10 protein-coding genes are annotated in these 12,455 nt (G+C 68.7%); 7 read left to right on the top strand and 3 right to left on the bottom strand.

Features of this window, described 5'->3' with window-relative positions; genetic code table 11:
* Positions 1-9: 9 nt before the first annotated feature.
* A complete protein-coding gene (locus ACLQ29_RS13710) occupies positions 10-1,017 on the bottom strand; it encodes a LacI family DNA-binding transcriptional regulator (protein ID WP_425771952.1) in 1,008 nt (335 codons plus the stop codon).
* Between the two features lie 147 nt (positions 1,018-1,164).
* Here ACLQ29_RS13710 and ACLQ29_RS13705 point away from each other — a divergent pair, with 147 nt between their 5' ends.
* Genes ACLQ29_RS13705 through ACLQ29_RS13685 form a run of 5 tightly spaced genes read left to right on the top strand, consistent with a single transcriptional unit; the run spans position 1,165 to position 6,936 of the window.
* Complete coding sequence (locus tag ACLQ29_RS13705; protein ID WP_425771951.1) at positions 1,165-2,679, top strand: alpha-N-arabinofuranosidase; 1,515 nt, start codon at positions 1,165-1,167, stop codon at positions 2,677-2,679.
* A gap of 60 nt (positions 2,680-2,739) precedes the next feature.
* Positions 2,740-4,071, top strand: coding sequence for an ABC transporter substrate-binding protein (locus tag ACLQ29_RS13700; RefSeq protein ID WP_425771950.1), 1,332 nt, complete (start codon positions 2,740-2,742; stop codon positions 4,069-4,071).
* Positions 4,072-4,077: 6 nt separating this feature from the next.
* Entirely contained in the window at positions 4,078-5,043 is a 966-nt protein-coding gene (locus ACLQ29_RS13695) for a carbohydrate ABC transporter permease (protein WP_425771949.1), read from the top strand.
* A gap of 10 nt (positions 5,044-5,053) precedes the next feature.
* Positions 5,054-5,911 (top strand): carbohydrate ABC transporter permease, encoded by an 858-nt coding sequence (locus tag ACLQ29_RS13690; RefSeq protein WP_425771948.1) that lies wholly within the window; start codon positions 5,054-5,056, stop codon positions 5,909-5,911.
* On the top strand, positions 5,908-6,936 hold the full coding sequence (locus ACLQ29_RS13685) for a glycoside hydrolase family 43 protein (protein ID WP_425771947.1): 1,029 nt from the start codon (positions 5,908-5,910) through the stop codon (positions 6,934-6,936). The genes ACLQ29_RS13690 and ACLQ29_RS13685 overlap by 4 nt, the downstream gene beginning before the upstream one ends.
* Positions 6,937-6,985: 49 nt before the next feature.
* Here the strand turns inward: ACLQ29_RS13685 and ACLQ29_RS13680 are convergent, their stop codons facing one another.
* Complete coding sequence (locus ACLQ29_RS13680; RefSeq protein ID WP_425771946.1) at positions 6,986-8,434, bottom strand: amino acid permease; 1,449 nt, start codon at positions 8,432-8,434, stop codon at positions 6,986-6,988.
* Positions 8,435-8,667: 233 nt separating this feature from the next.
* Here ACLQ29_RS13680 and ACLQ29_RS13675 point away from each other — a divergent pair, with 233 nt between their 5' ends.
* Positions 8,668-10,320: a glycoside hydrolase family 10 protein gene (locus tag ACLQ29_RS13675; protein WP_425771945.1), complete on the top strand. Its 1,653-nt coding sequence runs from the start codon at positions 8,668-8,670 to the stop codon at positions 10,318-10,320.
* 180 nt (positions 10,321-10,500) lie between these two features.
* Entirely contained in the window at positions 10,501-11,037 is a 537-nt protein-coding gene (locus tag ACLQ29_RS13670) for a phospholipase (RefSeq protein ID WP_425771944.1), read from the top strand.
* A 108-nt stretch (positions 11,038-11,145) separates the two neighbouring features.
* Here the strand turns inward: ACLQ29_RS13670 and ACLQ29_RS13665 are convergent, their stop codons facing one another.
* Positions 11,146-12,432 (bottom strand): IS256 family transposase, encoded by a 1,287-nt coding sequence (locus ACLQ29_RS13665; protein ID WP_425771943.1) that lies wholly within the window; start codon positions 12,430-12,432, stop codon positions 11,146-11,148.
* Positions 12,433-12,455 lie beyond the last annotated feature (23 nt).

Below are 12,455 nucleotides of genomic sequence, written 5' to 3'. Positions count from 1 at the left end.
GCAGGGGAGCTAGGGGGTTTGGGTTGATTCGCGGAGTTCTAGGCGGTAGGGGGCGGAGAGTTCTCTGGTGGGGGCGGTTCGGTCGCCGTCCAGGCGGTTGGCCAGGAGTTCGACGGCCAGTTGGGCGATCCGCTCCTTGTCCGGGGCGACAGTGCTGAGCGTGGGGATGGAGAACCTGCCGTCCTCGATGTCGTCGAAGCCGACCACCGCCACGTCCTCGGGCGCCCGCAGGCCGGCCTCGTGCAGAGCGCGCAGGGCACCCAGGGCGAGCGTGTCGTTGAAGCAGAAGACGGCGTCGGGGCGTACGCCGGAGGTGAGCAGGCCCCGCATGGCGGCGGCGCCGTCGGCGCGATGCCAGGCCGGCGCGGGCGCGACAAGGGTTTCGTCGTAGTCGAGCCCGGCGGCGAGCAGCGCGTCGCGGTAGCCGGCCAGGCGCAGCCGGGCGCTGGCGCCCTCGTCGGTGCGCTGGGAGCCGATGGCCGCGATCCGGCGGCGGCCGAGTGTGATCAGGTGTTCGGTGATCTCCCGGGCGGCGGCCACGTTGTCGATCACCACGCGATCCGCGGGGCCGTGCTCGACCCGCTCACCGAGCAGCACCATCGGGGTGCCGTCCAGGCTGGCCAGGTCCTCGGCGGTGAGCGCCAGCGGGCTGAAGATGAGCCCGTCGATCAGGTGGTCGGTGATGCCGGAGGCGACCACCCGTTCCTGTTCGCGCCGACCGCCGGTCTGGTCGATGAGCACCGTCCAGCCGTACGCGGCGGCGGCGGTGACCACGTAGCGGGCCAGCTCGGCGAAGTAGGGGATGTCCAGTTCCGGAACGGCAAGCGCGATCACGCCGGTGCGGCCCTTGCGCAGGTGGCGGGCCGAGAGGTTGGGCCGGTAGTTGAGTTCGGCGATCGCCTCCTCGACGCGGGCACGGGTGTCCGGCCGAACGTGTACGTAGCCGTTGACGACGTTGGAGACGGTCTTCACCGACACCCCGGCCCGTTCGGCCACGTCTTTGAGCCTGTGTCGCACTCCGCAACCTCCCCGAGGTAACCCAGCGCACCATACCTTGTCACCTGCTCTTTACAACGTTGCCTACAACGTTGTAGAAACGGTGGACACCGGGTGAACGGTGACTGCGCTCACCCGGGCGACAGCACGAGGAAAGGTGGCACCCCCTTGCGGACCGCGCAGCTGACGGTCGACCCGGCCTTCTCCATCGGCCCGGCCGACCGACGCCTCTTCGGCTCCTTCGTCGAGCACATGGGGCGGTGCGTCTACGGCGGCATCTACGAGCCCGGCCACCCCAGCGCCGACACCCGTGGTCTGCGCCGCGACGTGCTGGACCTGACCCGCGAACTGGGCGTCTCGGTGGTCCGCTACCCGGGCGGCAACTTCGTCTCCGGCTACCGCTGGGAGGACGGGGTCGGCCCGGTCGGCAACCGGCCGCGCCGACTCGACCTGGCCTGGAAGACGATCGAGACCAACGCGTTCGGGCTGGACGAGTTCATGACCTGGGCCGCCGAAGCCGGGGTCGAGCCGATGATGGCGGTCAACCTCGGCACCCGCGGGGTGCAGGAGGCCCTGGACCTGCTGGAGTACGCCAACCACCCGGGCGGCACGGAGCTCTCCGACCTGCGGCGCAAGCACGGCGCCGAGGATCCGTACGGGGTGCGACTGTGGTGCCTCGGCAACGAGATGGACGGCCCGTGGCAGGTCGGCCACAAGACCGCCGACGAGTACGGTCGCGTCGCCGCCGAGGCCGCCCGCGCGATGAAGATGATCGATCCGTCGATCAGCCTGATCGCCTGCGGCAGCTCCAACCGGCGGATGCCCACCTTCGCCTCGTGGGAGGCGACGGTGCTGGAGCACACCTACGAACACGTCGACTACATCTCGGCGCACACCTACTACGACCCGTCCGACGGCGACCAGGCAAGCATCCTGGCCTCGGCCGTCGACATGGACAACTTCATCACCGAGGTCGTCGCGACCGCCGACCACGTGGCCGCCAGGCAGCGGCACAAGCGCAAGCTGAAGATCTCCTTCGACGAGTGGAACGTCTGGTACGAGTCCCGCCTCCAGGCCGACCTGGACCGGCGCGGCTGGGTCGAGGCCCCGGCGCTGATCGAGGACGACTTCACCGCCGTCGACGCGGTGGTCGTCGGCGACCTGCTGATCACTCTGCTCCGGCACGCCGACCGGGTCGGGGTGGCCGCGCAGGCGCAACTGGCGAACGTGATCGCGCCGATCCGCACCCGCAACGGGGGCCCGGCGTGGCGGCAGAGCATCTTCCACCCGTTCGCGCTTACCGCCCGCTACGCAAGGGGCACCGTGCTGCGTACCGAGCCGGTGTCGCCGCGCTACGACACGTTGAAGTACGGGGACGTGCCGGTGCTCGACACCGTCGCCGTGCACGACGAGGAGACCGGTGAGCTGACCGTGTTCGCGGTCAACCGGGACTCCACCGATCTCCCGCTGGAGATCGACCTGCGCGGCATGCCGGTTATGTCCGGCCTGTCGTTCGAGTGCATCGCTGCCGGCTCTGACCCGTCGGCGACGAACACCGAGGCCGAGCCCGACCGGGTGACGCCTCGGAACCTACCGATCCCCACCCCCGACGGCGGCCGGTGCTCCGTGCTCCTGCCCGCCGTGTCCTGGAGCGTGCTCCGCTTCGGCCCGGCCAGCGCCTAACTGTCGTACCGGGCTGAGCAGGCACAATTCATACCGTCCCCCCTCAAGGAGAGATAAAGCATGATCCAGAACGACATGAGCCGGCGGCGCCTGCTCGGCCTCGGTCTCGGACTCGGCGCCGCGGCCTCGCTGACCCTCGCGGGCTGCGGCGGCGGCGATGACAACGCCTCCGGGCCGGCCGCCGGCAACGGCGGTAAGGAGTACACCGGCCCCAAGGTGGACCTGAAGCTGTGGAACGGCTTCACCGGCGGCGACGGGGACATCTTCAAGGCGCTCGTCAACCAGTTCAACACCGAGCACCCGAACATCGCCGTGTCGGTGGCCACCTACCAGTGGGAGGACTACTACAACAAGCTCCCCGGTGCGGCCTCCAGCGGCAACGGCCCGGACATCGCGGTCATGCACATGGATCAGCTCGCCACCTTCGCCGCCCGCGGCGTGATCAGCGAGCTGGACGACGTGGCCAAGAACCTGGAACTCTCCGAGGCGGACTTCGCGCCCACGGTGTGGCAGGGCGGGCTCTACAACAACAAGCGGTACGGCATCCCGCTGGACATGCACCCGCTGGGCTTCTACTACAACAAGGCCGCCATGCAGAAGGCCGGACTGGACCCGAACAAGCCCCCGACCACCAAGGACGACTTCACGGCGGCGCTCGCCGAGTTCAAGAAGTCGGGCGTGCAGGGCTTCTGGATCAGCCCGTTCCAGTTCACCGGCGGCATGACGTTCTACTCCCTGCTCAACCAGTGGGGTGGCAGCCTCTTCGACGCCGAGGTGGCCAAGGCCACGTTCAACTCCGACCCGGCGGTCGAGGCGTGCACCTGGCTCGTCGACATGATCAAGCAGGGCCACTCGCCGGCGAACGTCGGTCAGGACGCCGAGTACCTGGCGTTCAAGAGCGGCAAGAACGCCTTCACCTTCAACGGCATCTGGCAGATCAACGATCTCAAGAAGAGCCCCGAGGTGCAGTGGGGTGTCGCCCCGCTCCCCCAGCTCGGCAGCAAGCCGGCGGCCTGGGCCAACTCGCACAACTTCACGATCGTGAAGCAGCGGGCCGCGAACGCCAACAAGGTCTCCGGCGCGAAGGTCTTCATCAACTGGCTGAGCCAGCACTCGCTGGACTGGGCCAAGGGCGGCCAGATCCCGGCCCGCAAGGACGTCCGGGAGAGCGCCGACTTCAAGGCGCTGCCGGAGATCTCGGCGCTCGCCCCCGAGCTGGAGTACGCGGCGTTCCCGCCGGCGACTCCGGGCCTCGGCGAGGTCATCAAGACCTTCTACGACTCGTTCAACGTGGCCGCGCTCGGCAAGAAGACGCCCCAGCAGGCGCTCGACGAGGGTGTGGCCAAGGCCAACAAGCAGCTTGAGGAAAACCGCAAGAAGTACGGGAGCTGATCACCAGTGGCGGACGTGATCGAGGTCGGGGCGGCGCGCGGTGACGCGCCGCCCCCGGCGGCCAACGAAGCCCGCCGGACCGCTTCGGCGGGTCGGACCAGACGGGCGACGCCATACCTGTTCCTTGCCCCGTACCTGATCCTGTTCGGGGTCTTCGGCCTGTTGCCGATCATCCTCGGGCTCTGGCTGAGCGTGCACCAGTGGGACTTCCAGCTGCCCAACCGGCCGTTCGTCGGGTTGGACAACTACAAGCAGCTCTTCTCCAGCGACTCCGCGGTGTACGGCGACTGGTGGCAGAGCATCCGCGCCACCGCGATCTTCACGGTGCTGTCGGTGCCGCTGCTGGTGGTCGTACCGCTGGGGTTGGCCCTGCTGCTCAACCGCTCCTTCCCGGGCCGGACGTTCTTCCGGGCGGTCTACTTCGCGCCGTACGTGCTGGGTGTCGCGGTGATCGGCCTGCTCTGGCGGTTTCTGCTCGACGCCAACCTGGGCCTGGTCAACCGGCTCCTGGGCGTGGTCGGGTTGCCGTCGGACACGCCCTGGGTGACGAACATGCCGTGGGCGTGGATCTCGCTGGTCGGGGTGACCGTGTGGTGGACCTCCGGTTTCAACGCGGTGATCTACCTGGCCGGGCTGCAGGACATCTCGCCGGAGTTGTACGAGGCGGCCCGGATGGACGGGGCCAGCGCGTGGCAGCGCTTCCGCAACGTCACCCTGCCCGGGTTGCGTCCGGTGCTGCTCTTCGTGATCACGACGACGGTGCTCGCCTCGGCGAACATGTTCGGCCAGTCGTTCCTGATCACCCAGGGGACGCCCGGCACGGAGACCCGCACGGTGGTGTGGTTCATCGTCGAGGAGGGCCTGCGGAACAACAACGCCGGTCGCGCCGCCGCGATGAGCATCGTGTTCGCCCTGCTGCTGGCGGTCGTGAGCATCGCCAACTTCCGCCTCTTCCGCTACAAGGAAGACTGAGGGGATCGCCATGACGACGCCCACGCCGACCACAAACGGCTCCGGATCGGGGCTGCGCCGGGTCGGGCTCTACGCCACCCTTGTCGCGCTGACCCTGGTCTTCCTGGTTCCGCTCGTGTGGATGGTCATCACCTCGCTGAAGACCTACACGGCCGCGCAGGAGATCCCCCCGAGTTGGCTGCCGAACCCGCTCGCGGGTTACGGCTACGAGCAGATCCTCAACAACTCGGCGAACCCGGTACTGCGGTGGTTCCTCAACAGCATGGTGGCCGCCACGCTGCACTCGCTGCTGGTGCTGGTGACCGCCTCGATGGCCGCGTACTCCCTGGCCCGGCTGCGGTTCCGGGGGCGTGGGGTGACCTTCGCCCTGATCGTCGGGACGCTGTTCATCCCGCCGACCTCGTTGATCATTCCGAACTTCCTGATCGTCGACCAGCTCAACTGGATCGACACCGTCGCCGTGGTGGTCGTGCCCGGCGCGGCGAGCGCGTTCGGGGTCTTCTTCCTGCGGCAGTTCTTCCTCTCCCTGCCGAACGAGCTGGAGGAGGCCGCCACGCTCGACGGCGCCAACCAGTGGCAGATCTTCTACAAGGTGGTGCTGCCACTGTCCAAGCCGGCGCTGGCCACCCTGGCCGTGCTGTCGTTCCTCACCAACTGGAACGACTTCCTCTGGCCGATCTTCGTGCTGTTCAGCCCGGAGAAGCTCACCCTGCCGCCGGGTCTGGGCCTGCTCCAGGGCTCGTACGTCACCGACTACCCGGTGATCATGGCGGGCGCGGTGCTGGCCAGCGTGCCCGTGCTGATCCTCTTCGTGCTGGCCCAGCGGCACATCATCCAGGGCGTCTCCCGCAGCGGCCTGAAGGGATGACGCGTACGACCGCCCGACGACGTGGCGCGGCGGCGATCGTTCTCGCCGCCGCGCTGCTCGTTCCGGGCTGCGCCGACGACACCGAGCCCACCCCCACCCCGAGCAGCGGGAGCGACCCCAGCATGTTCACCAACCCGGTCGTGAAGACCGACGCTCCGGATCCGCAGGCGATCCAGGTGGGCGACACCTGGTACCTGTTCCACACCAACTCCGGCGGCCGCAACGTCCCGGTGCTGACCTCGACGGACCTGGTCGACTGGGCCGAGGCCGGGGACGCCCTGCCGACGCTGCCGGAGTGGGCCGACCCGGGTAAGACCTGGGCGCCGGAGGTCATCCAGTTGGCGCCGGAGGTGTTCGCGCTCTACTACACGGTCGCCGGCCGGGAGTCGGGCCGGCAGTGTGTCGGGCGGGCGGTGGCACGCGCGCCGCAGGGGCCGTACTCCGACGACGCGGACGGCCCACTGATCTGCCAGGCCGACCTGGGCGGCGCTATCGACGCCAGCCCGTTCCGGGACACCGACGGCAGTCTCTGGCTGCTGTGGAAGAACGACGGCAATGCCATCGGGGTGGACACCTGGCTCTGGTCGCAGCGCCTCGCGGACGACGGCCTGACCCTCGTCGGCGAGCCGACGAAGCTGCTCAAGCAGACCGAGCCGTGGGAGGGCACCCTGATCGAGGGGCCGTTCTTCCACCGCCAGGACGGTCGGCTGCTGCTCTTCTTCGCGGCCAACGCCTACGACCGGGCCGAGTACGCCGAGGGCTACGCGGTCTGCGAGAGCCCGACCGGCCCGTGTGTGAAGGCCGCCGAGAACCCGATCCTGAAGAGCACCGAGGCCGCGTCGGGCCCCGGCCACGCCTCGATCGTCGTCAAGGACGGCCGAACCTGGCTGCTGTACCACGCCTGGCCACCCGGCCAGGAGGGCAGCACCGACCCGGGCCGGCAGGTCTGGCTCGACGAGGTGACCTGGGTCGACGGCAAGCCCGTGGTCAAGGGCCCGACCGCCACGCCGCAGCCTCGCCCCTGAGCCGTCGCTGAAGGGCCCTCGCGATCCCGCGGGGGCCCTTCAGCGGATCTCACGCATCCGGGGCGACCGCCGGTTCGTGCCGGGCCAGCCGGTTGCGGCGGTAGCCGTAGCCGAAGTAGATGATCGCACCGAGCAGCATCCAGGCCAGGAACCGCAGCCAGGTCTCCACCGACAGGTTGAGCATCAGGTAGAAGCAGGCCAGCGCCGAGACGATCGGCAGCACCGGGGAGAACGGCACCCGGAACGGCCGCTCCAGGTCCGGCCGCTTGCGGCGCAGGATCGGCACGGCGATCGACACCAGCACGAACGCGCAGAGCGCGCCGATGCTGACCAGGTCGGCAAGCGCGGACAGCGGCAGGAAGCCGGCCAGCAGCGCGACCGCCACCGTCATGATCGCCGAGATCCGGTACGGGGTGCCCCAGCGCGGGTGCACCGCCGCGATCGACGGCGGGATCAGCCCGTCCCGGGCGATGGCGAAGCCGATCCGGCCCATGGCCACCAGGTCGACCAGGATGACGCTGGTCAGGCCCGCGACGGCGGCGATGGAGACGAGCGTCGCCGCCCAGCCGGCACCCACCGACTCGAACGCCGAGGCGATGGGGGCGCCCCGGTCGATCTCGGTGTACGGCACCATCCCGACCACCACGAGGGAGACGCCGATGTAGAGCACGGTGGAGATCAGCAACGTGCCGAGCAGACCCAGCGTGAGGTCCCGCTTCGGCTTGCGCGTCTCCTCGCCCAGGTTGGCCACGGCCTCGAAGCCGGTGTACGCGAAGAAGACCACGGCGGCGGCGCTGAGCACCCCGACGAAACCGAAGACCGACGGCTCCAACCCGAAGAGCGCCTGCGTGACCGGCTGCTTGATGCCGTCGTCACCGCTGCCGGCGGGCTCGGCCGCCGGGATGAACGGGCTGAGGTTCGTGGCCTTGACGAAGAACAGGCCAGCAACCACCACGAACACGCAGATCGCCACCTTGACCAGCACCAGCAGGTTGGTGACCCGGGCGGATTCCCGGATGCCGATGATCCCCACGATGCCCAGGATCAGCACGATCGCGATCGCGCCGATGTTGACGGTGCTGCCCTCCTCACCGAACCACCGGGTCGGCAGGTCGAGCAGTTCGGCGAGGTAGCCGGACCAGCCGCGGGCCACCACCGCCGCGCCGAGCGCGAACTCCAGCAGCAGGTCCCAGCCGATGATCCAGGCGACGATCTCGCCCATCGTGGCGTACGCGTAGGTGTAGGCGCTACCGGCCGTGGGCACGCTGGAGGCCAGTTCGGCGTAGCAGAGGGCGGCGAGCAGGGCGACCATGCCGGCGATGGCGAAGGAGATCACCACGCCCGGTCCGGCGCTGTCCCGGGCCTCGATTCCGGTGAGCGTGAAGATGCCGGTGCCGATCACGATGCCGATGCCGAAGCCGGTGAGGTCGATGGCGCCGAGCCGTCTCTTCAGCCCGAGCTTGCCGTCGCTGCCGTCCGCCTCACCTTGGGCTATCACGTCCTTGATTGGTTTTGTGCGCAGCACGGACACCCGGTCACCCCTCCCACCGTGCGACCACCTCCGTGGCGGCCGGTGACCGCCGTTGCTACCCAGCGGCGCGATTGGTCAACCACGAACCCTTGCGGCGCTTGCCAAATTGTGAAAATTTTCTACCAGCAACGCGGACATCGGCGGCGAATCTTGCCGAGCGCCGCGAACCATCCGGGAGCCCCAACGAAGGGACACACCGCATGAGAGCCACCCGATTCGCCGGGCTGGTCGCAGCCCTGCTCGGCACGACTGTCACCGCCACCCCCGCGAGCGCCGCGACCGATGCCGCCACACCCACCACCACCACCTGCGTCACCGACCCGGCCACGCCGAAGCGTCAGTTCCGGGCGATGTGGATCTCGTCGGTCGTCAACATCGACTGGCCCAGCAAGGCGTCCCAGACCAGCCCGGACCGGATCGCCGCCCAGCAGGCCGAATACTCCGAACTGCTCGACCTCGCCGAACGACTGCACCACAACGCCGTCGTGGTGCAGGTCCGGCCCACCGCCGACGCGCTCTGGCCCTCGGCGTACGAGCCCTGGTCGGAGTACCTGACCGGCGTCCGCGGCCAGGACCCCGGCTGGGACCCGCTGGCCTTCCTCGTCGACAAGTCGCACAAGCGCAACCTGGAGTTCCACGCCTGGTTCAACCCGTACCGCGTCTCCATGCCGGCGCCCGGCGGCGCCGGCGCCGACCTGACCCAGCTCGCCCCCGGCCACCCGGCCCGGCAGCACCCGGACTGGACCTTCGCCTACCCACCGGCCGGCGTGGCCGGCAGCCGGCTCTACTACAACCCCGGCATTCCCGAGGTACGCGAGTTCGTGCAGACCGCGATGATGGACGCGGTCACGCGGTACGACATCGACGGCGTCCACTTCGACGACTACTTCTACCCCTATCCCAGCGGCACATACCAGGTGCCCGACGACGCCACCTTCGCCGCCTACAACAGGGGCTTCACCGACCGGGCCGACTGGCGGCGGGACAACATCAACCTGCTGGTCCAGGAGATGAGCGGCAGGATCAAGGCGGCGAAGCCGTGGGTGAAGTTCGGCGTCAGCCCGTTCGGCATCTGGCGCAACAAGGCCGCCGACCCGCTCGGCTCGGACACCACCGGCAGCCAGTCGTACGACATCATCTCCGCCGACACCCGCAAGTGGATCAAGCAGGAGTGGATCGACTACGTGGTGCCGCAGCTCTACTGGTACATCGGCCAGTACCCGGCCGCGGACTACGCGCGGCTCGTGCCGTGGTGGGCCGAGACGGTGCGCGGCACCCGCGTACAGCTCTACCTCGGTCAGGCCGACTACAAGAGCGGCGATCCGGCGTACGGGTCGTACTGGCAGAACCCGCGCGAGCTGTCCGACCACCTGACGCTCAACCGGTCGTACCCGGAGGTGCGGGGCAACGTGCACTTCTCCGCCGTCCAGGTGCGGGCCAACCGGCTCGGCGCCACCGACATCTACGCCGCCGAGCACTACTCGCGCCCGGCGCTGGTGCCGACCATGCCGCACCTGCCGGCCAAGCCGCTGCTCTTCCCAGTGGTCACCAGGGCGGCCCGGGAGAGCGACGGGGTTCGGCTCACCTGGCGTCAGCCGGCGGACGGCGTCGGGCCACTCGGCACCGCCACCTCGTACGCGATCTACCGGTCCGACGGCCTCACGCTGCCCGGCCGGTGCGCCACGGCGGACGCCGCGCACCTGGTCGACACCGTCCGGGCCACGCCCGGCGGCTCGCAGTCCTGGGTGGACACCTCGGCCGAGCCCGGTAAGCGCTACACCTACCAACTGACCGCGCTCGACCGGTCCGCCAACGAGAGCCCGGCGAGCCCGCCGGCATTAGTCGGGCGCTGACCCGCTTTGCTCGAATGCCCCGGGTGCCCCTGGCAACCGGGGCATTCGCCTGTTTCGACGCATGTCACCAATAGTTTGCGAGACGCATTCCCGCTGATCGATCCCTTGATCGAAACTTATCGACATCCGGTGACCCGCCGGTAACTTCCGGCCCACCCGCTCACCCCGCGGAGGTAACCCGTGCCCCGACGTCTCGCCACCCTGTTCGCCTCGGGCGCGCTCGCGCTGCTCGCCACCCTCGCCATCGCCTCCCCCGCCGCCGCCGTCACCCCGGCACAGAAGCTGTCCGTGCTGTCCAGTTGGACGCAGACCAGCGCCTCCAGCTACAACTCCTGGAACAGCGCCCGGGTCAACCGGGCCCCCTGGGCCGAGTACAACTTCACCTGGTCCACCGACTACTGCTCGTCGAGCCCGGACAACCCGCTCGGGTTCACCTTCAGCCTCGGCTGCTACCGGCACGACTTCGGCTACCGCAACTACAAGGCGGTCGGTCAGTTCCCCGCCAACAAGTCCCGACTGGACAGCGCCTTCTACGCGGACCTGAAGCGCGTCTGCACCACGTACAACACTGTCGTCCGACCGGCCTGCTACAGCCTGGCCTGGACCTACTACCAGGCGGTCAGCGTCTTCGGTTCGGTGGCAGCCGTCCAGCAGGCCGACATCGACCGCGCCGCCCAAATAAAGGCCCAAGCCGAAGCCAACGCCGCAACCCACTAACAGCCCACGCCCACGCCCACGCCCACGCCCACGCCCACGCCCACGCCCACGCCCACGCCCACGCGATCTTGGGGGCTGTCTCGCTAAGGGTGTTTCCGGCGATCTTGGTTAGTAGGTTTCAGCGGCTGGGAAGCGGTCGCTGAAGGTGATGGCGAAGGCGTTCAACGCGGGTTTCCAGCGCATCGTCCATCGGGTTCTGCCTGCTCCGGTGGGGTCCAGGGACCGGGTCACCAGATACAGACACTTCAACGCGGCCAGCTCGTTGGGGAAGTGGCCGCGGGCCTTCACGGCCCGCCGGTAGCGGGCGTTCAACGACTCGATCGCGTTGGTCGAGCAGATCACCTTGCGGATCTCCACGTCGTAGTCGAGGAACGGGATGAACTCAGCCCAGGCGTTGTCCCACAACCGGATCACCGCCGGATACCTGCCGCCCCACTTCTCGGCCAGGTCGTCGAACGCGGCCCTGGCCGCCTGGGCGTTGACGGCGGTGTAGATCGGCTTGATGTCGTGCTTGATCGCGTCCCAGTACTTACGGGAGGTGAGCCGGAACGTGTTGCGGATCAGGTGGATGATGCAGGTCTGCACGATCGTGCGGGGCCACACGTTCGTGACCACGTCGGGCAGGCCTTTCAGGCCGTCGCAGACGAGGAAGAACACGTCCTTCACGCCCCGGTTACGCAGGTCAGTCAGCACGCTCATCCAGAACTTCGCGCCCTCACCACCGGTGCCGGCCCACAACCCGAGGATGTCCTTCTCACCGTCGAGGGTGACCCCGATCGCGGCGTAGAACGGCCGGTTCGCGACCTGCCCGTCGCGAACCTTGACCACGATCGCGTCGATGAACACCGCCGCGTAAATCTCATCCAGGGGCCGGTGTGACCAGTCGGTCATCTCCTCGATCACCTTGTCGGTGATCCGCGAGATCGTCTCCTTGCTGACCGAGGCGCCGTAGATCTCGGCGAAGTGAGCGCTGATCTCGCCGGTCGTCAAACCTTTGGCATACAACGACAACACCACCTCGTCGACCCCCGACAGGCGCCGCTGCCGCTTGCGGACGATCTGCGGCTCGAACGTGCCAGCCCGGTCCCGTGGCACGTCGATCTGCACCGGACCGGTGCTGTCGGTCAGCACTGTCTTCGGTCGGGTGCCGTTGCGGACGTTGCCCGACTCCACCCCCGCCGACTCATGTTTCTCATAGCCGAGGTGCTCGGTCATCTCCTCGTTCAGCGCGGTCTCCAGGACCGTCTTGGTCAACTGCCGCAGCAGCCCGTCCGGGCCGGTCAGCGACAGCCCTTGCTCCTTGGCCGCCCGGACCAGCTCGGCGGCGGCCTTCGCCTCCGCCGACGGCTCAGGCCGCTTCTTACGTCCGGTCTGGTCGTTCAGTGTCGCGGTCATCACGGCACCCTCCTCACCAGGCA

Source organism: Micromonospora sp. DT228, from assembly GCF_049841595.1.
In the GTDB taxonomy this organism is placed as follows: Bacteria; Actinomycetota; Actinomycetes; order Mycobacteriales; family Micromonosporaceae; genus Micromonospora.
Note: the sequence above shows the minus strand (reverse complement) of the source record. Positions and strands in the feature narration are given on the sequence as shown.

Excerpts from the sequence above, each read along its gene's own strand:
- ACLQ29_RS13700 (WP_425771950.1), top strand. The coding sequence starts at position 2,740 with ATGATCCAGAACGACATGAGCCGGCGGCGCCTGCTCGGCCTCGGTCTC.
- ACLQ29_RS13690 (WP_425771948.1), top strand. The coding sequence starts at position 5,054 with ATGACGACGCCCACGCCGACCACAAACGGCTCCGGATCGGGGCTGCGC.
- ACLQ29_RS13685 (WP_425771947.1), top strand. The coding sequence starts at position 5,908 with ATGACGCGTACGACCGCCCGACGACGTGGCGCGGCGGCGATCGTTCTC.
- ACLQ29_RS13675 (WP_425771945.1), top strand. The coding sequence starts at position 8,668 with ATGAGAGCCACCCGATTCGCCGGGCTGGTCGCAGCCCTGCTCGGCACG.
- ACLQ29_RS13665 (WP_425771943.1), bottom strand. The coding sequence starts at position 12,432 with ATGACCGCGACACTGAACGACCAGACCGGACGTAAGAAGCGGCCTGAG.